The sequence below is a fragment of the Sphingobium sp. AP50 genome (genome assembly GCF_900109095.1).
GTDB lineage: Bacteria > Pseudomonadota > Alphaproteobacteria > Sphingomonadales > Sphingomonadaceae > Sphingobium.
The window spans coordinates 1-18,866 of the sequence record NZ_FNYZ01000013.1 but is presented as its reverse complement, the minus strand read 5'-3'; the positions used below and the strand labels follow the sequence as shown (position 1 = coordinate 18,866).

Sequence of the window (18,866 nt, the reverse complement as noted above, 5' to 3'; positions counted from 1 at the left end):
TCCTCAGGCCACTCGTTCGCGCTGCGGCAGCGGGTCATGGCGCGGCGCAGGTCGGGATTCGCTTCCTACCACCGCAACTACTTCCACTCCCTTACCGTCGGGGATTTCCAGGAAGGACAGCACCGGCGTTTCGGGCAGATGCGGCTTGAACAGACGGGCCAGCGCCCGACGCGCGACCGGCGACGTGACGATGGCGAAATTGCGCGCCTGCCCCAGCATCGGCCGTGCGGCATGGACCACCGATTCGACGATGCGGTTGGCAAGGCTGGGTTCGATCGGATGCTTGGCGTCGCCCGCGACCCGCATGGCCTGCGCCAGCATCGCTTCCAGATCGCCGTCCAGCGTGATGACCGGCAGCGGCATCTTCACCGGCACCAGACCCTGAATGATCAGGGCGCCGATGCGCTGACGCACGGCTTCCACCAGCTGTTCGATGTTCATGTCGGGCCGTGCGCCATCGACCATCGCCTCGCAGATGCGACGGAAATCCTTGAGCGCAATGCCCTCGGACAGGAGCGCGCGGCACAGCGCGCTGATCTGGGTGAGGCTCAGCAGGCCGGGCGTCAGCCCTTCCACCAGCTGCGGCGCGGCGTCCTTCAGATTGTCGAGCAGCTTGCGAGCTTCGTCCAGACCGAACATTTCGGCCGCATTCATCGCGATCAGCTGGTTGAGATGAGTCGCGACCACCGTCGGCGGATCGACCACCGTATAGCCCGCGACCACCGCTTCGCTGCGCTTCGCCTGCGAAATCCACACCGCATCCAGCCCGAAGGTTGGATCTTTCGCCGCGCGCCCCTGCACCGTCCCCTCCAGCGCGCCGCTGTCGAGCGCGAGCAGATCGTCGGGCCAGATTTCATCTTCACCCACCACGACACCGGCAATGGTGATGCGATACTGGTTCGGCTCCAGCGCCAGATTATCCTTCACGCGGACCATCGGCACGACAAAGCCCAGTTCCTTGGAAAGCTGACGGCGGATGCCGGTGATACGTGCCATCAGCGGCGCGCCCTTACGCTCATCCACCAGCCCGATCAGGCCATAGCCGATCTCCAGACCCAGCACCGCGCCATCAGAAACATCGTCCCACTCGATCAGCGCCGGGTTGGGCGCGGGCGGCGGCGGCACCGGCTCGGCGGCCTTCTTCTGCTTGGCGGCCCGCAATTGCCAGGCGATGCCACCCGCAACCGCCGCGGCCGGCAGGATGATCATGTGCGGCATGCCGGGCAGGATGCCCAGGAAACCCAGAATGGCAGCGACCGGAATCCACGCCTTGCCCGTGCCGAACTGACCGGCGATCTGGCCGGACAGATCGCCTTCGCTCTTGACGCGGGTGACGATCGAGGCCGCTGCAATCGACAGCAGCAGCGCAGGAATTTGCGCCACCAGCGCGTCACCGATCGCCAGGATGATATAGGTCTGGGCCGCTTCACCGATCGCCAGCCCATGGCTGACCACGCCCAGGATGATGCCGCCGATGATGTTGATCACCAGAATCAGGATGCCCGCAACCGCGTCACCCTTCACGAACTTGCTGGCACCGTCCATCGAGCCATAGAAGTCCGCCTCGGTCGCGACTTCCTGCCGGCGGATCTTGGCTTCTTCGGGCGTCATCAGGCCGGCATTGAGATCGGCGTCGATCGCCATCTGCTTGCCCGGCAAGGCGTCCAGGGTGAAGCGCGCCGACACTTCGGACACGCGACCCGCCCCCTTGGTGATGACGACCAGGTTGATGATCATCAGGATCGCGAAGACGAAGATACCGACGACATAGTCGCCACCGATCAGGAAGTGACCGAAGGCCTCGATCACCTGGCCTGCTGCATCCGCGCCCTCATGCCCCTGTACCAGCACGACGCGGGTCGATGCGACGTTCAGCGCCAGCCGCAGCAGGGTCGCGAACAGCAGCACCGTCGGGAAGCTGGAAAAGTCGAGCGGCTTGGCGGCATTGAGCGCCACCATCAGCACGGCAAGGCTGATCATGATATTGGTGATGAAACCGATATCCAGCATGACCGCCGGCACCGGCACCATCATGAACACAACGACCATCAATGTCGCGAACGGCAGCACGGCGCCCTTGACGGCGCTCATCCAGATTTTCGCTTTGACTTGGGCAGGGGACATTCTGGCCGTTACCTTCCGAGGGTGGCAAGCATGAGATAGGCGAGACGCGCCGTCTGCGGTTGCGGCTTGACCATGATGTCAGGCTGCTCGCTCAGGCGCTGGGTTTCGATCCGCACATAATCGGCGGGCTGCACCGTCTTCGACCCGCTGGGCAAAGAGGCATCGGCATATTGGGCGGGACCGCCAAGGCTGTCCGAGCTCTTCTGGAGCTTGGCAGCGAAGCGATCGCGAATTTCGGAGAAGCTGCGGGCATTGCCCTGCTTGTCGTAGAAGATCGAACGGTTGGCGCGCGCCGCCGCCGGGAACAGCGATGCGGCCGTGGCGTCCGGCGCGCGATCATGCACAGACAGGAATTTGGATGCCCCGCCCACGCCCAGAAAATGAGCGAGATAGAGGTCGACCGGCTCCGCTTCACGGCCCAGCTTCGATTCCAGATAGGCCTTGTTGTCGGCGGCATGTTCGGCCGCCATGACCGACGCGGTTTCAGGATGCTTGCGCAGGTCGAGTATCTGCTGGCGCAATTCGGGGTCGGACACGGTATAGCGGCCATTGCTGCCCCGGCTGATCGCATCGGCGGCCCAACCCAGGCCATATTCGGCGCCATGCTTGTCGACGACGGCGAGCCAGCTCTGGTCGATGAACTGATAAAGGCCGGTGGCGGACGATGTTGCCGCGCGCGCCGTGGGATTGAGGCTGGATTCGATCTTCGCCTGCCCCAGCAGATAGCTGAAGTCCACGCCGGTACGACGGCTCGCCATCGCAATCGCGTTGGTCACGCGATTGCCGGTCGATCCCGACGTTGCCGATATGTCTGCGAAAGCCGACACTGAACCCAAATCCTCACTTTGCTAGCGAGGACATTAGAGCAAGGCTTGTGCCAATATTTGGTTAACGTGGCCGCAAGAAAATGGATTCGGCACGACGAAAAACGGCGCCCGAAGGCGCCGCTTTAGGATTAACCGAAGAAAATTTTCAGCGGCCGTAGGTCAATGGCGCAGCTCGCGCACCGTGCGCTGCCAGGATGGACAGGCGCTGGCTGCTATGATCGGCCAGCAGGCTGACCCGTATCCGCGCGCTTTCCAGCAGCGGCATCATCGCGCTCAGCCGTTCGACCACCGCCGGTTCGGATCGCCAGGCGCCGATAGCCCGCACGGCGGAAGCCGCACGGCTGACACGATCACTGGCCGTTTCGATGGCCACCGCATCGCTGCTGCCCAGAACATCGCGGAGATCCTCGAACGCATCGAACAGATCATCCAGCGCAGCAAGACCGAGCGGCATTATGGCTATTCCTTATCCGGCGGATGGCAGGTCGAGTTCGACCATGCGATCGGCAATGGCATTGGCATCGACCGGGTAGTTGCCCGAAGCGATGGCGGACTTGATCGCGGCGATACGGTCCATGTCGACCGGCGCACCTTCGGCGGCCATACGGGCAGCAGGGCTGGCCGAAGCCGACGCGGACGCAGTCGTGGCGGAACCGGTTGCCGTAGACGCGCGGGTCTTGCCACCTTCTCGCAGGCTGGTCGCGCCGATGGCGCTGCTCATGCTCTGGCCCACAGAGTTGATCATTGGGTAAAATCCTTCACTCGTCCCTCAAACCCTATAACGGACAAGTTCAAAAACTATTAAATCCCGGAATGCGCACAACCCCCATTTCCACGACTTGCGCGAAAATAGGCGCACTTTTCTTGTCTTCGCGCACCCGAATCGTCTCTCCCATGGCGCCATCCTCGTCAGCGACCATCATTCGCGAGACGCTGAAAGCCGAATTTCCGGCCAAGAGTTGAACCGGATCGCCCTTGCGCACGACATTGTCCTTCGGCGCGACGGGCGCAGCACGGGTGAAGCGATTGGCGGCAGCATGGCCCGGCAATGGACCCGACGCGGCAGCGGACGCGCCCGCCACCAGCGGCACGCGAATACGCCAGCCCAGCGCCGCACATTGCACCATCGCGGCCCCGAATACCGGACCTTCGACGGTCGGCGTGGTCGGACAGGCCGCCAGCCGCAAACGACGATCGACCGGCGCAGCGGGGCCGCCCGGTTCGCCCAGATTGGCACCCACGGTCATCGCCACCAGGCTGTCGATACGGTCGAGATTTTCGAATTTCTGCTGCGCTGCTGCGGGCTGGACGATCGTCAGCGCGGCGGCGGCGAGAAGGATGGACGATACTCGAAACACGGCTTGTCTCCTGATGAGGCGGACAGTCTATCCCGTGATTTCAGCAATATCCGTGCCAACCGGGGTCAGGCGGCTTTCATTGGTGCAGGCGCGATGCGGATCACCTGCCCCTGCCCGCTCTTGCCATCGGCCTGATCCAGCCCCCGAATCGAAAGCCGCCCCTGCGCGATACCATCCGCTCGCAACGCCCGCGCGACGGCACCCAGACGGGCGGCGGCCAGATCCCATTCGTCAAAGCGCTGGCGCGATGGATCAGTACCATGGCTGCGAATTTCCACGCCACCAGCATCTTTGTCAAAACCGCGCGCGACCGCGGATAATCGCGCCCGGCCCGCCTCCGTCAGCAGGGCCTCGCCCGGCGCAAATAATTGGGCAGCGGGCAACTCTACACCCTGCGCCATCGCCCGGCCGCCAAATTGCTGGCTGACCTGCGCCAGCATGGCGTCACGGCGCGATCCGCTGGCCTGAAGCAGCACAAAGAAAGCGAGCAACAGCAACAACAGGTCGGCGAAACTCACCGCCCAGCGATTGCGCCGCCCCGCAGAGGTGACAGCGATGGTCATGCGACCTCGCGGATGGATGCGCGGCGCAGCGGGGCATTTTCCCGCCGAGCGATTGCCAGCATCCGGTCCGCCGCTTCCCGTTGCCAGGCCAGTTCCCGTTCGGACAGGTCGGCCAGGCGCGCGGCAATCGGCGCGGCGATGATATTGGCGATGACCACACCATAGAAGGTGGTGAGCAGCGCCAGCGCCATGGACGGCCCAAGCGCGGCAGGATCGTCCATCGCGGCGAACATGCCGACCAGCCCGATGATCGTGCCGGCCATGCCCAGCGCGGGCGCGGCGTCGGCGATCGACAGCCATACCTTGTGCACGGCGCCATGCCGCAGCGCCCGGTCGGTCAGGGTCTGGACCGCCCAAAGTTCGAACATGTCGGTACGGTCGCAATTGGCCAGCTTGCGCGCTGCGTCGGTCAGGAACGGGCTGGCGGTCTTCACCCGGTCGGTGCAGGCCAGCCCCCGCAATTGCGCCACCTGATCGATCTTGAGCATCGCAGCCCGCGCCGCATCGCGATCCCGCGTGGGATCGGCAGTAAATAGTGGCCGCAATGCCGATATGGCCCTGCCCATCGACCCGGCGCCATTCTGAAAAAGGGCCACCAGCGCGATCCCTGCCAGCATGGCCAGCAAGGTCAGCGGATCGAACAAATGGCCGAAAATCGCGATCATGAAAGCCTGGTCCCTTGCCGTCTCTTCTGTCGTCTCGTCGCCCGGCGGCAACGCCCTGCCGCCGACCGGCAAAAAATTGCCGCCCTTGCCGCCTCTCCCTGCAAGCCCCCTGTTTCCGGGAGATTTCACCACCATCCTGCGTCACCCACGCAAAATGGCACGGCTCTTGCTGATATCAGGCTGGATCACCCGCAGGAGACGCCATCAGGCTTCAGAACGGCGGGGGGATCGAAACCTTTAGGGCAAAGATGAGCATGTCGGTCGAAGACAATCTGTTCGGGATACATGGAAAGGCGCTGGCGCTTCGTTCGCAGCGCCTGTCCCTGCTCGCGTCGAACATCGCCAACGCCTCCACGCCCAATTACAAGGCCCGCGACATCGATTTCGAGGCGGCGCTGAAGGAAGCGACCAGCCAGACCGGCAAGTCGGCGACCGACGTATCGCAGGCGGCCGATGATGCCATGGGCTATCGCGTGCCGCTGCAACCCAGTCTGGACGGCAACACTGTCGAGCTGAGCACCGAACAGACGCTGTTCGCCGAAAATGCGGTCAAATATCGCACCACCCTCTCCTTTCTGGAGGGCCGTATCAACACCATCAACCGCGCGCTGAAGGGAGAATGAGCATGAGCGGCTCCAGTCCCATGAACATTTTCGACATTGCCGGGCGCGCCATGAGCGCGCAGCTCGTGCGTCTGAACACCACCGCTTCCAACATGGCCAATGCCGGCAATGTCACCGGCAGCGCGGCGGAAGCCTATCGCGCGATCAAGCCGGTCTTCGAATCCGTGACCGACAGCCCCGGCGTCTCCACCGTGAAGGTCAAGAATGTCGTGACCAGCAGCGCGGAACCCACCAAGCGGCACGACCCCAACCACCCGCTGGCCGATGCCAATGGCGATGTCTGGGAATCCGCCGTCGATAGCAATGCGGAGATGGTCGACATGATCGAGACTGCCCGCATGTATCAAAATAACGTGCAGGTGCTCAACACCGCCAAATCCCTGATGCTGGAAACCATAAGGATCGGCAAATGACGACGACCTCCACCGTCACCGACAGCGCGGGCCTTTCGGTCTATAATCCCACCGCGACGACCGGCACCGGCAAGTCGGAAATGGGCCAGTCCGATTTCCTGACGCTGCTGACAGCGCAGATGCAATATCAGGACCCGTTCGAGCCGGTCGATAATAGCGAGATGGTGTCGCAGATGGCGACCATTACCAATTCGAGCGGCATCGCGGAGATGAACTCCACGCTCAAGTCGCTGGCGTCGGAACTCACCGGCACGCGCCTGGGCGATGCGGCAAGCTGGATCGGCAAGTCGATGCTGGTCCAGAGCAATGTCGCCGTACCCGACAGCAGCGGCTATTATGCCGGGCAGATCACCCTGTCGTCCGCCAGCGACGCCGTAAGCGTTGATCTGGTCGATGGCGACGGCAATGTCGTCAAGACGATCGATCTGGGCGCGCAGAGTGCCGGCGACGTCAGCTTCTACTGGGATGGCAAGGATGACACGGGCGAAACCGCGTCGACATCCTCGCTGCAGGTGAAGGTGAATGGCGGCACGACCAGCCAGGTCGCGACCTGGGCCACGATCGCCGCCGTCCAGTCACCCGCCGACGGTTCCTCCTCCAAACTCATCACAGCGCTCGGCAGCTACAGCCCGTCCGACGCGATCAGCCTGATATAATTTTCACCTACCCAAATATCCTTTTCACCCAAGGAGCAACGCCATGTCCTTCTATACTTCTCTATCGGGCCTCAAGGCCGCGCAGACCGACCTTTCCGCCATCTCCAACAACGTCGCCAACGTCGGTTCGACCGGCTTCAAGAAGAGCACGGTCGCATTCGGCGATATCTTCGCCGCCGCGCCGATGCAGACCACCAACAAGACCGCCGGTCAGGGCGTGCGCGTGCAGGGCGTGAACCAGCAGTTCACCCAGGGTACGATCGAAACCACCGACAAGACGCTGGATTTGGCGATCACTGGCGAAGGCTATTTCACCGTCAAGGGTGAGGATGGCACCATCAGCTATACCCGCAACGGCGCGATGGCGGTGGATGACGACCGCTATGTCGTCGACACCACCGGATCGCGCATTCAGGTCTTTGCGGTCGATGCCGACACCGGCGCGCAGACCACGACCGCCAGTTCGACCGCCGATCTGGTCGACCTTCAGATCCCCACCACCTACAAGGGTGAGGCCGAGGGCGCTCAGCTGACCAGCGTCGGCGTGGGCAAGGATGGTCTGGTTTCGGCCGTCTATGCCGACGGCAGCACCGTCTATCTGGGTCAGGTCGCCATGGCGTCCTTCAACAACCAGGAAGGCCTGCGGCAGGAGGGCGACGCCCATTGGAGTTCGACCGCTGACAGCGGCACCCCCATTTTGGGCACTGCCAATCAAGGCATGTATGGCGCGATCAGTTCGGGTTCGCTGGAACATTCCAACGTCGACATCACCGAGGAACTGGTGGCGCTGATCTCTGCCCAGCGCAATTTCCAGGCGAACAGCAAGGCGATCGAGGCAGCGAACACGCTGACCACGACCATCGTCAACCTGCGCACCTAAGCATAGCCACGGGATAGGATAGTCAGCCCATGGACCGGCTCGTCAATACGGCACTTACGGCAATGCGCGGCGCGATGGCGCGGCAGGCGTCGATTTCGAACAATCTCGCCAACGCCAATACCGTCGGCTTTCGCGCCGAAATCGCCAATGCCGAGACGCGCTGGATCAAGGGCGACACGTTCGACACCCGGGCGCAGGCTTCGGAACAGGTGATCGCCGCCGACATGGCGCAGGGGGCGGTCACCGAAACCGGCAACCCGCTGGACGTGGCCCTGAATGGCGATGCCTTGCTCGGCGTTCAGGCCGCGGACGGCAGCGAAGCCTATACGCGCCGCGGCGACCTGAAAGTGTCCGACAGCGGACTGTTGACCACCGGAGACGGCCTGCCGGTACTCGGCGAAGGCGGCCCCATCACACTGCCGCAGATGGACAGCGTGTCGATCGCGGCGGACGGCAGCATCTGGGGCGTGCCGCTCGGCGGCGACCCCGCCAATCCGCAACAGGTCGACAAGCTGAAGCTGGTCAATGCGGCCGGCTCCAGCATCGCCAAGGGCACGGACGGCCTGTTCCGCGAAGTGAATGGCGGCGCCCTGCCAGGCGATCCGCTGGCCACCGTGACAGCGGAATCGATCGAAGGATCGAACGTCAATTCCACCCAGGCGCTGGTCCAGATGATCGAAGCCAGCCGGGCGTGGGAAACGCAGATCAAGATGATCGATACCGCCAAGCAGCTGGACGATGGCGGCGCTTCGCTGATGCGCCTCGACAGCTGAGGCAGATGGTTAATATTGGCACGCATCTTGCTGTGTCTGACGCATAAGCATCCTTCGGGACGCCGCACGGAGATTGAACGATGACCAACGCCGCCCTTCATGTCGCCCGCACCGGCCTTGACGCGCAGAACACGAAGATGCGCGTGATCGCCAACAACCTGGCGAACGTCAACACGACCGGGTTCAAGAAGGACCGGGCCGATTTCGAGACGCTGGCCTATCAGCAGATCGTGCAGGCCGGCGCCAATTCCGACAGCCAGAACAAGTTCGCCACCGGCCTGAACTTGGGGTCGGGCGTGACCTTGCAGGGCACCAGCAAGATGAACACGCAGGGCACCTTGCAGGAAACCGGCAATGCGCTGGACATGGCGATCGAGGGATCGGGCTATTTCCAGGTGCAGCAGGCCGATGGCACCATCGCCTACACCCGCGCCGGCAATTTCAGCGTAACGGCCGAAGGCACCGTCGTCACCAGCGACGGCCTGCAACTCATTCCGCAAATCACCGTGCCGCAGGGTGCGACCGCAGTCACCGTGGGCAATGATGGCACCGTGTCGGCAACCTTGCAGGGCGAAAGCGAAGCCTCTCAATTGGGTCAGATCGAACTGGCGAGCTTCATGAACCCGGCCGGGCTTCAATCGGTCGGTGGCAATCTGCTGGTCGAAACCGCGGCCAGCGGCACGCCGCAGGTCGGCACCGCCGGTCTTGAAGGGCGCGGCCTCATCCGGTCGGGCAATCTGGAAACGTCGAACGTCAACATCGTCGAAGAGCTGGTCGACATGATCGAAACCCAGCGCGCCTATGAGGTCAACAGCAAGATGATCAAGGCGACCGACGAAATGCTGCAATACGCCAACCAGAATATGTGATCGGATTGATGCGTCTCTCCCTCGCCCTCATCGCCGCCGTGTCGTTCATCGCGCTTGCCGCTTCGCCCGTCGAAGCCGCCAAGCAGAAGAAGCGCGACATCGAGCGCGAACTCTACGCGCCGACCGTTGTCGCGCAGCCAGCTGCGCCGTCGGCCAATGGATCGATCTTCCAGACGTCGGTGGGCTATACACCGTTGACCAGCGGCGCGCGTGCGACCAGCGTTGGCGACATCATCACCATCATCCTGGTCGAACGGACGCAGGCGACCAAGAGCAACAGCGCCGACACCAATCGCAGCGGATCGGTGGGCCTGACCCCGCCGACGACCGGCATCATGTCGAAGCTGTTTTCGGCGAGCGACGTGTCGATGGGCGGCGCCAACACCTTCGCCGGCAAGGGCGCCGCGACCCAGTCCAACGCGCTGACCGGCGAAATCACCGTGACGATCGCACAGGTCTATCCCAATGGCACCATGCTGGTGCGCGGCGAAAAGGCGCTGACGCTCAATCGCGGCGACGAATTCATCCAGATCAGCGGTCTGGTGCGTCAGGCCGATATCAGCCCGGACAATCGCATCGCCTCCACCCGCGTCGCCGACGCCAAGATCATCTACAAGGGCAAGGGCGAGATCGCCAATGCCAGCCGTCAGGGCTGGCTCCAGCGCTTCTTCTCGGCGATCAGCCCCTTCTGATGGAGATCCGGACCGCCATGATCCGCCTGTTCCGCTTCCTCCTGCCCGTGCTGGCGCTCGCCGCCGCACCGGCCGCCCATGCCGAACGGGTCAAGGATCTCGGCACCTTTCAGGGCGTCCGCCCCAACCAGCTGACCGGTTACGGCATCGTCGTGGGTCTGGCCGGCACCGGCGACGACAGCATTGAATATGCGACGCAGGGCATGAAGGGCGTGGTATCGCGCTTCGGCCTGACGCTGCCGAACAACATCAACCCCGCGCTGAAGAATGCGGCAGCCGTGCTGGTCACGGCCGACCTGCCCGCCTTCGCCAAGCCCGGCCAGCGGCTGGACGTGACCGTGTCGGCGCTGGGCAAGGCCAAGTCGCTGCGCGGCGGTACGCTGATCATGACCCCGCTGCGCGGCGCGGATAATGAAATCTATGCCATGTCGCAGGGTAATCTGGCCGTGGGCGGTCTGGGCGTCTCCGGCGCCGATGGCAGCCAGGTGTCGGTCAACATTCCCTCGGCCGGTCGCATTCCCGAAGGCGCGACAGTCGAACGCGCGGTCGCCACCGGTTTCGATACCGCTCCGACCCTGACCTTCAACCTGGCCGAAGCAGACCTGACCACCGCGCTGCGTGTTGCCGATGGCATCAACAAGACCTTCGGTGATCGCCGCGCCCGCGCGGTCGATGCCGTGTCGGTCGCGATCGACGCTGCCCCCGGCGCGGAAGACCGCATCATGATGATGGGCATGATCGAGAATATCGAGGTTACGCCGGCCGATGCGCCCGCCCGCGTCATCGTCAACGCCCGTACCGGCACTGTCGTCATCAACGGCGCGGTGCGCATCCATCCGGCCGCCGTCGCCCATGGCAAATTGACCGTCAGCGTCAATGAAAGCCCCCGCGTCGTGCAGCCCGCCCCCTTCAGTCAGGGCCAGACCGCGACCGAGCAATCGAGCAGCATCAGCATCGACCAGGAAAAGAAACCTATGGTTAATTTTAAAGGTGGGGCGTCGCTGGCCGATATTGTGAAGGCGGTCAACGCGATCGGGGCCTCCCCGGCGGACATGGTCGCGATCCTGGAAGCGCTGAAACAGGCGGGCGCGATGAAAGCGGAACTGGTGGTATTGTGATGCAGCTATCGAATATTTCCGCAACGGGCAGCCAGCCCGCCACCGCCGAAACGAAGGCATCGCTGCAAAAGGCGGCGCAGCAGTTCGAGGCGGTGTTCCTGCGCCAGATGATCGGCGCAATGCGGTCTGCCAGCCTGGCCGAAGGGATCGACGAATCGAGCGCCACCCAGCAGTTTCGCGACATGGCCGACGCCCGCACGGCCGACGCCATGGCCACCAAGGGCGCGATGGGCATCGCCGAATTGCTGATGAAGCAATTTGGCGCCCGCGTGAAGGACACGTCCGCAATCAGCACGACTGACGGTTCGACCACGGCGGCAGGCGCATGAGCGATCTCTTCACCATCGGCGCTTCAGGCACCAAGGCCTATCGCACGGCGATGGCGGCGATTTCCGAAAATATCGCCAATTCCAGCACCGCCGGCTATGCCCGCCGCACGGTGACGACCACCGAATCCGGTTCGTCCACTGCGACCATGGCGACCTATAGCGCGGTCGGCAATTTCGGCGGTACCTATGTATCGAGCGTCAATCGCGCGACCGATCCCTATCTGGACGCCAGCGTGCGATCGACCGCCACGGCATTGGGCAGCGCAGCCGCGCGCCAGCGCTGGCTGGCCGATAGCGAAACCGCGCTGAACGACACCAGCACCGGCGTCGGCCAGCTGATGACGACGATGTACCAGAATATCGACAAGCTGGCCGCCAGCCCCAGCGACACGTCGCTGCGCGTCACCACGTTGGACAGCATCAGCCGCGTCGCGCAATCGTTCAACCAGACCGCCGCCGACCTGAACAACGTATCGAGCGGGATCGCGACCGAAGCCCAATCCTCGGTCGATACGGTCAATCAGGCGCTGAAATCGCTGGCGGACATCAACAACAGCCTGCTGCGCGCGCAGCCGGGCACGTCGGCTTATGCGCAGTTGCTCGACAGCCGCGACGCCGCGCTGGACACTATTTCCTCCAACGTTAACGTCACGATCAGCTTCGGCGCGCATGACAGCGCGGAAATCAGCCTGGGCGGACAGACGCTGCTGAGCGGCACGACCGCGACTAGCCTGGCGGTTGCTGCCAATGAGGACGGGACGCTGGCGTTCAGTCTGGCGGACGGCACGGCCATCGCCACGCCCGCCAGCGGTACGCTGGGGGGCCTCGCTTCGGCCGCCAGCACCGTGGCCGATCGCCGTTCGGAACTGGACGATCTGGCCGCGCAGTTCGTGACCGACCTCAACGACTGGCACGCACAGGGCCTGACGGATTCGGACGTGGCCGGCGGCGCGCTGCTGTCGGGCACGACCGCCGCGACCATCAGCGCGGTCATGACCGACCCCACCCAGCTCGCCACCAAATCGTCGGACGGCACGCTGAACGGCAATCTGCTGACGGTGAACTCGGTACTGCGCGGAAGCGGCAGCGTGGAAAATGGCTGGACGGCGCTGATCGCCGGCAACGCCGCTTTGATATCGTCGACCAAGGCCGAATATGAAACGGCGACCAGCCGCAACGATCAGGCCGTCGCCGCGCGCGAGGCGGTGAGCGGCGTCGATCTGGATACCGAGGCGGCCGACCTGTTGCGTGTGCAGCAGGCCTATTCGGGCTGCGCCAAGATTTTGCAGGTAGCCAAGGAAACCATCCAGTCCATCCTGGACATCATGTGACGCGAAGGGACTGATCCATGGTAGCCATCACCACCAAGACGCTCTTCGCCGAAATTCGTCGCCAGCAGCAGCTGTCGAAAAGCATCGCCGAGGGCCAGACCGCCATCTCCACCGGCATTACGCTGAACAAGGCGTCGGACAATGCGCTCGCCTGGGTGCAGGTGTCGGACGTCGGCCGGGCGCAGGCGCAGCAGGCCGCCTGGCAGACCAATGTCAGCTATGGCACTACCCGCGCCGGCAATGCCGAAGCCAATCTGTCGGAAATCAACAATCTGCTGATCCGCGCGCAGGAACTGGTGACGTCGGCCCGTAACGGATCGCTGAACGACACCAGTCGCGCCGCGATCGTCGAGGAAATGTCGACCATCCGCACCACGGTCGGCGAATTGCTGAACCAGACGGATTATCAGGGCGTGTCGGTGTTCGACGACAAGCAGAGCGTCTTGGTGCCAGTCAGCCGGGGCCTCAATCTGGCCGTCGTCGGCACCAAGCAGGAAGTGTCGGAGGGCATCGACGTCAACGGCACCGACATGTCGCTCGACGACATATTGGCGCAGAGCATTGCCGCGATCGAAAGCGGGGACGATAGCACCATTGCCACGTCGCTGGAGGGTGTGCAGGCCGCGCAGAGCCATATCACCGTCGAGCAGGCCAAGCAGGGTGTACGCAGCGACCGGCTGGAAACTATCGGCAATCGCCTGACCGTGGTGGATACCGACCTGACCGAGCGGCGGGCGGATCTGGAGTCGACCAATCTGGCCGACGTGATCTCGCGCGTGCAGTCGCAACTGCTCCAGTTGGAAGCAGCACAGACGACCTATGCGCGGATCAACCAGCAGTCACTGTTCGACCTGATCAAATAAGCGGGAAAAAGGCAGGGCATCCTAAACCGGATGCTAACCAGGCCGTATTAACCATCAGACACGCATCCTTTGTGATGCGGCATCGGCCTGGACCTGCGGGTCATTATTTCGGGGATAAGCATGTTTCCAATCATCGGCCTGGTCGTCCTGCTCGGCATGGTGTTCGGCGGCTTCGTCTTCACCGGCGGCGACATCGGCCCCGTCCTTCACGCCCTGCCCCATGAAATGCTGATCATCGGCGGTGCCGCTGTCGGCGCGCTGATCATCGGCAATTCGGGCGCGGACCTGAAGGCGCTGGGCGGCGGTCTGGGCAAGGTGTTCAAGGGGCCGCAGTATAAGAAGCAGGATTTCCTCGACTGCATCTTCCTGGTCAGCAAGCTGATGAAGACGCTGCGGGTCGAAGGCCCGGTGGCGCTGGAACCGCATATCGAAGATCCGGGCACATCGCCCATCTTCGGCGAATATCCCAAGCTGATGAAGGACAAGACGCTGATCCACCTGATCAGCGACACGCTGCGCCTTGTCGTCGTATCGTCCGGCACGCTCGATCCGCATGCGGTCGAGGACGTGATGGACAACAGCCTGAAGACCCATCACCACGAAGCGCTGAAACCCGCCGACAATCTTCAGGGGCTGGCCGACGCGCTGCCCGCGCTGGGTATCGTCGCGGCGGTGCTGGGCGTGGTGAAGACCATGGGGTCGATCGACCAGCCGCCTTCGGTGCTGGGTGCGATGATCGGTTCGGCGCTGGTCGGCACCTTCCTGGGCGTGTTGCTGGCCTATGGCATGGTCAATCCCTTCGCCAATCGCTGCCGCGCGGTGATCGAGCAGGACGGGGCCATCTATCATGTGGTCAAGCAGATCATCATCGCGTCGCTGCACGGCCATCCGCAGCCGCTCGTTATCGAAGCGGCCCGCTCCAGCCTGATCCATGCCAACCAGCCCGGCTTTGCCGAGGTGTTCGACGGCATGCGGAACAAATAAGCCATGGCGGAGAAGAAGCGCGGCGCGAACGAGCCTGAACCAAGGCCGATCATCGTCAAGAAAATCATCGTCGAAGGGCATGGCGGCCATCATGGCGGCGCCTGGAAGGTCGCCTATGCCGACTTCGTGACGGCGATGATGGCGTTCTTCCTGCTGATGTGGCTGTTGGGCGCGACGACGGAAAAGCAGCGCAAGGCGCTGGCCGACTATTTCACGCCCACCCTGGTCGAACTGAAGATGGCGTCGGCCGGTTCGACCGGGCTGCTGGGCGGCGACAGCATGACGGGCAAGGAAAACTACCCGACCACGGGCGGCGTCGGCAATTTGTCGATCACCATTCCCCGCGACGCCACTGGCACCAAGGATCAGGGCGGCAAGGCGATGCGCGCTGCCGACCGGCAGAAGTTCGAAGGTATCAAGAAGCAGCTGGAAGAGCGGATGAACCGCAAGGGGCTGGCGAAGCTGCGCAAGAATGTGCGCTTCACCGAAACCCGTGAAGGGCTGCGCATCGACCTGATCGACGAGGCGGACTTTGCCATGTTCCGGTCCGGCACCGACCAGTTGGTGCCTGAAGCCCGCGCGCTGATCGGCGAAGTGTCGCAGGCGTTGCAGACCATGCCCAACCCGCTGATCGTGCGCGGCCATACCGATGGCCTGCCCTATGCATCGGGCCGGACCATGAACAACTGGATGCTGTCGTCCGCCCGCGCCGAATCGACGCGACAGGCGCTGAGCCAGACTGGTATTCCCAATGACCGCTTTGCCCGGATCGAAGGGGTCGCCGACCGCGAGCCGTTCATCAAGACCGACGTCTATGATCCGCGCAACCGGCGCATGTCGATCATCCTGGGCTGGACCCGTGGCGGCGGCAATGGCGATACGGACGACGACATGGACGAAGAAACCAAGGCCGCGATCAAGGAGCGGGACGATCCCGCCCGTGTTGCCCAGACGCAGGCGCAAAAGCTGGACATGGGCGGCACCGGCCTGCCCAACGGCGCACAACTGGTCAATCCGACGGCGCCCGGTACGTCAAGCAAGCCCGGTAAGCACTGATAGAAGACAGGGCGGTGTTGGAAATCACCGCCTTAACTTCGCACATTTCCCGCAAGTTTTGACATTTCCGTACAAAAGACGGAAATTATCTTACAAAGTGAAATGGCTTTGCTTTGATCAACTACGTCATTGCGAGCGGAGCAAAGCAATCCATGGATGCGCCGTGGATTGCTTCGCTCCGCTCGCAATGACGATTCAGGCTTATCCCATGACGATTTTGGGAGCGGATTTTACAGGAGGAGGCGGAATGTAGGACAGGCACCCTCCCCCCTCGCCTATCCTACCAGAGCACGCCGTCGACCGGTTCGACCGGCCGCGGTGCGGGCAGGCCGATCGCCTGATTGAGATCGCCCTCGATCGTGGTGGTGATGGCGTTGAGCGGCAGGTCGTGGACGTCATTGCCGAACGGATCGACCAGATCGTCGCCGATTTGCAGGACCGCCAGGAACATGAAGCCCGCCGCAGCCGACCCGACCGGGGTCGCCATGCCCAGCGTTTCCACCAGTCCGACCGGCAGCAGGATGCAGAAAAGCCGGGTGAAATATTTGGGGAAGGCGCGATATTGGGCGGGCAGCGGCGTGTTCTTGATCCGCTCCATGCCGCCTTGCGCATTGGACATGTCCACGAGCAGCCCTTCGACCCGACTTTGCTGGATGGTGTCGATCCAGCCGCGATGGACCGCATCCATCAGCATCCGGTCCGACCCGTCGAGCAGTCCATTGGCGGGATTGCGCCGTTCCAGCGCCTCCAGCGGTTCCTCGGTTTCCAGCACGCGCCGCACGTCGGGCGCCGGGTCCTGCCGCCGCAACTGGCAGCGCAGGGCATGAACATAGGCGACATGGCGCTTGACCAATGTCACGCCCATGGCGCGCGCTTCGGGGGTATCGGGCAGATAGGCCAGCACGGTCCGTGCGAAGCTACGCGAGACATTGACCATCGCGCCCCAGAGGATGCGGCCTTCCCACCAGCGCGAATAGGCGCTGTTGACGCGGAAGCCCAGCACCAGCGCCAGAGCGGTGCCGAAGATGGTGAGCGGCAGCGCAGGCGCCTTGAACGGCGACATATAATAGAAGATGGTGACCGCCAGATCCCAGAAGAAGAGCGCGATCAGCGCGCTCCACGCTTTCTGGAAACTCTGCCGGATGCGCGGGGATCGACCGACGATCATGACAGGAATCTATTGGAGGCTCAGAGGGCGTCGCCGCCCTCTTCGTCCAGCTTCAGCCAGGCGTGGCGCAGCGCGAGGCCACCGACGATGCCCACGATCTTGAGCAGGGTGGCATGCAGCGTCGGGGTGCTGTCGGCCAGGGCGAAGCCCAGGCAAATGAGGCAGAGCAGCATCGCCGCATAGACCGGCAGCGCTTCGATATCATTCCAGGCGATGGGCGGATCAGCCTTGGCACGGGGTGGGTTCAGCATCGGCATCAGGGAAAACTCCGGACGGGGGATCAGGGGATTTCCCGTGAAAATGATGCGTTGCGAAACGGGCCGTCAACGCAATGCACAGAATGCAAGCCAAGGTTGCGTTCTGCGGAAGCGCGAAAGAAAAGCTTACAAAAGCGTCGTTTTTGAGAGATGCAGCAACAAAAACATGCGCGCGTGCAACAGCCTTCCTATTGCACCGCAGCATCATGCCCCTAGCTTTTGAAGCATGGCTGACCGTTTTGCAGAGATCGAATCCTTCGTGAAGATCGCCGAATCGGGCACCCTGTCCGAAGCGGCGAAAAGGCTGGGCCTTTCACTGGCCGCGACCAGCCGGCGGCTGTCGCAACTGGAGCAGCGGCTGGGCGTAATGCTGATCCGCCGCAACAGCCGACACCTGTCGCTGACCGACGAAGGCAATATTCTTTACGAGCGGGCGGGACAGGCCCTGACGGCGATTGACGATGTCGAAACCGATGTGATGCGGCGCGCGACCGAAGCGGCCGGGCCGCTGCGCGTGGTGACGACGATCGGCGCTGCACGGATGCGCCTTGCGCCGCTCTTTCGCCAATATGCCATGCTGCATCCCGACGTAACCGTGCATCTGGAGACGGCGGAGCAGGCGATGAACATCGTTGAAAGCGGGCATGATATCGCGCTCTGCTTCGATCCTCCGCCCGATAGCGGGCTGACGATGAAACGACTGAGCGACAATCCGCGCCTGTTGTGCGCGGCGCCCGATTATCTCAACCGGCGCGGCCACCCCGCCGGCGTCCATGACCTCGCCAGCCATGACAATATCGTGGCGGGACAGGTGCAGCAGGACTTGTGGCGGGCGCTGCTGGGCGACGCGGCCGGGCCGCGCGTGACGCTGAGCACCAATGACGGTGAACTGGCGCGCGCCTGGGCGCTGGATGGCGCGGGCATCGTGCTCAAGTCGCTATGGGAGGTATCCGACGATCTGGAAGCAGGACGATTGCAGCCCGTGTTGCCGCAGGTCGAGCTTCCTGCTTCTTCGATCGTAGCGCTCTATATGCCGGGACAGGGGGAGATGGCGAAGGTGCGATCCTGCCTCGATTTTCTGGGTCGGCATCTCAAGAAGGGCTGGGCTGCGGCCTGAGTCTATCCTGATCTACCAAGAGCCGTTCGTTTCGAGCGAAGTCGAGAAACGAGAAGGGCAGTTCTAGCCGCTTCTCGACTGCGCTCGAAGCGAACGGAGGTGGTTTAGAGCATCGCGCTTGAAATAGGAATCGAGGGATTCCCATGAGGTCGGAAATGTGATTCACCGTTGTTGGAGGTGGATCATGGGGAAATTCTATT

General features: G+C 63.2%; 23 protein-coding genes. 14 read left to right on the top strand and 9 right to left on the bottom strand.

From position 1 onward, the window contains the following. Positions 1-3: 3 nt before the first annotated feature. The 7 genes from flhA to BMY84_RS18710 all read right to left on the bottom strand — a co-directional run bounded on the left by flhA (position 4) and on the right by BMY84_RS18710 (position 5,537). The gene (gene flhA / locus BMY84_RS18740) at positions 4-2,124 is read right to left on the bottom strand and encodes a flagellar biosynthesis protein FlhA (protein ID WP_093085681.1); all 2,121 of its coding nucleotides are present in this window, start codon (positions 2,122-2,124) and stop codon (positions 4-6) included. An 8-nt stretch (positions 2,125-2,132) separates the two neighbouring features. Continuing rightward, on the bottom strand, positions 2,133-2,951 hold the full coding sequence (locus tag BMY84_RS18735) for a flagellar biosynthesis protein FlgJ (protein ID WP_093085680.1): 819 nt from the start codon (positions 2,949-2,951) through the stop codon (positions 2,133-2,135). A gap of 145 nt (positions 2,952-3,096) precedes the next feature. Then, on the bottom strand, positions 3,097-3,405 hold the full coding sequence (locus tag BMY84_RS18730; RefSeq protein WP_093085678.1) for a hypothetical protein: 309 nt from the start codon (positions 3,403-3,405) through the stop codon (positions 3,097-3,099). A gap of 12 nt (positions 3,406-3,417) precedes the next feature. Then, complete coding sequence (flgM, locus tag BMY84_RS18725; protein WP_093085677.1) at positions 3,418-3,696, bottom strand: flagellar biosynthesis anti-sigma factor FlgM; 279 nt, start codon at positions 3,694-3,696, stop codon at positions 3,418-3,420. Positions 3,697-3,742: 46 nt separating this feature from the next. After that, positions 3,743-4,309, bottom strand: coding sequence for a flagella basal body P-ring formation protein FlgA (locus BMY84_RS18720; protein ID WP_093085676.1), 567 nt, complete (start codon positions 4,307-4,309; stop codon positions 3,743-3,745). A gap of 65 nt (positions 4,310-4,374) precedes the next feature. Beyond that, complete coding sequence (locus BMY84_RS18715; protein ID WP_093085674.1) at positions 4,375-4,872, bottom strand: flagellar motor protein MotB; 498 nt, start codon at positions 4,870-4,872, stop codon at positions 4,375-4,377. Continuing rightward, on the bottom strand, positions 4,869-5,537 hold the full coding sequence (locus BMY84_RS18710) for a MotA/TolQ/ExbB proton channel family protein (RefSeq protein ID WP_093085673.1): 669 nt from the start codon (positions 5,535-5,537) through the stop codon (positions 4,869-4,871). Before BMY84_RS18710 ends, BMY84_RS18715 begins: the two co-directional genes overlap by 4 nt. A 254-nt stretch (positions 5,538-5,791) precedes the next feature. Here BMY84_RS18710 and flgB point away from each other — a divergent pair, with 254 nt between their 5' ends. From flgB to BMY84_RS18645, 13 genes are all read left to right on the top strand, one after another. After that, the gene (gene flgB / locus BMY84_RS18705; RefSeq protein ID WP_093085672.1) at positions 5,792-6,160 is read left to right on the top strand and encodes a flagellar basal body rod protein FlgB; all 369 of its coding nucleotides are present in this window, start codon (positions 5,792-5,794) and stop codon (positions 6,158-6,160) included. Positions 6,161-6,162: 2 nt separating this feature from the next. Next, positions 6,163-6,573 (top strand): flagellar basal body rod protein FlgC, encoded by a 411-nt coding sequence (gene flgC, locus BMY84_RS18700; RefSeq protein WP_093011040.1) that lies wholly within the window; start codon positions 6,163-6,165, stop codon positions 6,571-6,573. Next, positions 6,570-7,229, top strand: a complete 660-nt coding sequence (locus tag BMY84_RS18695; protein ID WP_093085670.1) for a flagellar hook assembly protein FlgD — start codon at positions 6,570-6,572, stop codon at positions 7,227-7,229. The genes flgC and BMY84_RS18695 overlap by 4 nt, the downstream gene beginning before the upstream one ends. Before the next feature lie 43 nt (positions 7,230-7,272). Next, entirely contained in the window at positions 7,273-8,109 is an 837-nt protein-coding gene (locus tag BMY84_RS18690; protein ID WP_093085668.1) for a flagellar hook-basal body complex protein, read from the top strand. A 29-nt stretch (positions 8,110-8,138) separates the two neighbouring features. Further along, positions 8,139-8,882 (top strand): flagellar basal body rod protein FlgF, encoded by a 744-nt coding sequence (locus BMY84_RS18685; RefSeq protein WP_093085667.1) that lies wholly within the window; start codon positions 8,139-8,141, stop codon positions 8,880-8,882. A gap of 80 nt (positions 8,883-8,962) precedes the next feature. Next, positions 8,963-9,751 carry a flagellar basal-body rod protein FlgG gene (gene flgG / locus BMY84_RS18680; protein ID WP_093011343.1) on the top strand — a complete coding sequence of 263 codons (789 nt, stop codon included), beginning with the start codon at positions 8,963-8,965 and terminating at the stop codon, positions 9,749-9,751. Between the two features lie 8 nt (positions 9,752-9,759). Further along, positions 9,760-10,443, top strand: a complete 684-nt coding sequence (locus BMY84_RS18675; protein WP_093085859.1) for a flagellar basal body L-ring protein FlgH — start codon at positions 9,760-9,762, stop codon at positions 10,441-10,443. Beyond that, positions 10,443-11,561 carry a flagellar basal body P-ring protein FlgI gene (locus tag BMY84_RS18670; protein ID WP_093085665.1) on the top strand — a complete coding sequence of 373 codons (1,119 nt, stop codon included), beginning with the start codon at positions 10,443-10,445 and terminating at the stop codon, positions 11,559-11,561. The genes BMY84_RS18675 and BMY84_RS18670 overlap by 1 nt, the downstream gene beginning before the upstream one ends. Continuing rightward, on the top strand, positions 11,561-11,890 hold the full coding sequence (locus BMY84_RS18665; RefSeq protein ID WP_093085664.1) for a rod-binding protein: 330 nt from the start codon (positions 11,561-11,563) through the stop codon (positions 11,888-11,890). Before BMY84_RS18670 ends, BMY84_RS18665 begins: the two co-directional genes overlap by 1 nt. Continuing rightward, a complete protein-coding gene (gene flgK / locus BMY84_RS18660) occupies positions 11,887-13,221 on the top strand; it encodes a flagellar hook-associated protein FlgK (protein WP_093085663.1) in 1,335 nt (444 codons plus the stop codon). The genes BMY84_RS18665 and flgK overlap by 4 nt, the downstream gene beginning before the upstream one ends. Before the next feature lie 17 nt (positions 13,222-13,238). Further along, on the top strand, positions 13,239-14,084 hold the full coding sequence (locus BMY84_RS18655; protein WP_093011062.1) for a flagellin: 846 nt from the start codon (positions 13,239-13,241) through the stop codon (positions 14,082-14,084). A gap of 120 nt (positions 14,085-14,204) precedes the next feature. After that, entirely contained in the window at positions 14,205-15,068 is an 864-nt protein-coding gene (motA, locus tag BMY84_RS18650) for a flagellar motor stator protein MotA (protein WP_093085661.1), read from the top strand. Between the two features lie 3 nt (positions 15,069-15,071). Further along, on the top strand, positions 15,072-16,124 hold the full coding sequence (locus tag BMY84_RS18645; RefSeq protein WP_093085660.1) for a flagellar motor protein MotB: 1,053 nt from the start codon (positions 15,072-15,074) through the stop codon (positions 16,122-16,124). A gap of 280 nt (positions 16,125-16,404) precedes the next feature. On the opposite strand, the gene BMY84_RS18640 is transcribed toward BMY84_RS18645, so the two are convergent. Together BMY84_RS18640 and BMY84_RS18635 are read right to left on the bottom strand one after the other, a co-directional pair. After that, positions 16,405-17,292, bottom strand: a complete 888-nt coding sequence (locus BMY84_RS18640) for a bestrophin family protein (protein WP_093085658.1) — start codon at positions 17,290-17,292, stop codon at positions 16,405-16,407. 20 nt (positions 17,293-17,312) lie between these two features. After that, positions 17,313-17,549 carry a hypothetical protein gene (locus BMY84_RS18635; protein ID WP_093011074.1) on the bottom strand — a complete coding sequence of 79 codons (237 nt, stop codon included), beginning with the start codon at positions 17,547-17,549 and terminating at the stop codon, positions 17,313-17,315. 226 nt (positions 17,550-17,775) lie between these two features. Here BMY84_RS18635 and BMY84_RS18630 point away from each other — a divergent pair, with 226 nt between their 5' ends. Next, positions 17,776-18,666 (top strand): LysR family transcriptional regulator, encoded by an 891-nt coding sequence (locus tag BMY84_RS18630; protein WP_093085657.1) that lies wholly within the window; start codon positions 17,776-17,778, stop codon positions 18,664-18,666. Positions 18,667-18,866 lie beyond the last annotated feature (200 nt).

Coding starts and splice junctions, on each gene's coding strand:
- BMY84_RS18630 (WP_093085657.1), top strand. CDS start 17,776: ATGGCTGACCGTTTTGCAGAGATCGAATCCTTCGTGAAGATCGCCGAA.
- motA (WP_093085661.1), top strand. CDS start 14,205: ATGTTTCCAATCATCGGCCTGGTCGTCCTGCTCGGCATGGTGTTCGGC.
- BMY84_RS18685 (WP_093085667.1), top strand. CDS start 8,139: ATGGACCGGCTCGTCAATACGGCACTTACGGCAATGCGCGGCGCGATG.
- flgB (WP_093085672.1), top strand. CDS start 5,792: ATGTCGGTCGAAGACAATCTGTTCGGGATACATGGAAAGGCGCTGGCG.
- BMY84_RS18690 (WP_093085668.1), top strand. CDS start 7,273: ATGTCCTTCTATACTTCTCTATCGGGCCTCAAGGCCGCGCAGACCGAC.
- BMY84_RS18730 (WP_093085678.1), bottom strand. CDS start 3,405: ATGCCGCTCGGTCTTGCTGCGCTGGATGATCTGTTCGATGCGTTCGAG.
- BMY84_RS18670 (WP_093085665.1), top strand. CDS start 10,443: ATGGAGATCCGGACCGCCATGATCCGCCTGTTCCGCTTCCTCCTGCCC.
- BMY84_RS18635 (WP_093011074.1), bottom strand. CDS start 17,549: ATGCCGATGCTGAACCCACCCCGTGCCAAGGCTGATCCGCCCATCGCC.
- flgC (WP_093011040.1), top strand. CDS start 6,163: ATGAGCGGCTCCAGTCCCATGAACATTTTCGACATTGCCGGGCGCGCC.
- flgK (WP_093085663.1), top strand. CDS start 11,887: ATGAGCGATCTCTTCACCATCGGCGCTTCAGGCACCAAGGCCTATCGC.
- BMY84_RS18715 (WP_093085674.1), bottom strand. CDS start 4,872: ATGACCATCGCTGTCACCTCTGCGGGGCGGCGCAATCGCTGGGCGGTG.
- BMY84_RS18695 (WP_093085670.1), top strand. CDS start 6,570: ATGACGACGACCTCCACCGTCACCGACAGCGCGGGCCTTTCGGTCTAT.
- BMY84_RS18645 (WP_093085660.1), top strand. CDS start 15,072: ATGGCGGAGAAGAAGCGCGGCGCGAACGAGCCTGAACCAAGGCCGATC.
- BMY84_RS18655 (WP_093011062.1), top strand. CDS start 13,239: ATGGTAGCCATCACCACCAAGACGCTCTTCGCCGAAATTCGTCGCCAG.
- flhA (WP_093085681.1), bottom strand. CDS start 2,124: ATGTCCCCTGCCCAAGTCAAAGCGAAAATCTGGATGAGCGCCGTCAAG.
- BMY84_RS18640 (WP_093085658.1), bottom strand. CDS start 17,292: ATGATCGTCGGTCGATCCCCGCGCATCCGGCAGAGTTTCCAGAAAGCG.
- flgM (WP_093085677.1), bottom strand. CDS start 3,696: ATGATCAACTCTGTGGGCCAGAGCATGAGCAGCGCCATCGGCGCGACC.
- flgG (WP_093011343.1), top strand. CDS start 8,963: ATGACCAACGCCGCCCTTCATGTCGCCCGCACCGGCCTTGACGCGCAG.
- BMY84_RS18710 (WP_093085673.1), bottom strand. CDS start 5,537: ATGATCGCGATTTTCGGCCATTTGTTCGATCCGCTGACCTTGCTGGCC.
- BMY84_RS18675 (WP_093085859.1), top strand. CDS start 9,760: ATGCGTCTCTCCCTCGCCCTCATCGCCGCCGTGTCGTTCATCGCGCTT.
- BMY84_RS18665 (WP_093085664.1), top strand. CDS start 11,561: ATGCAGCTATCGAATATTTCCGCAACGGGCAGCCAGCCCGCCACCGCC.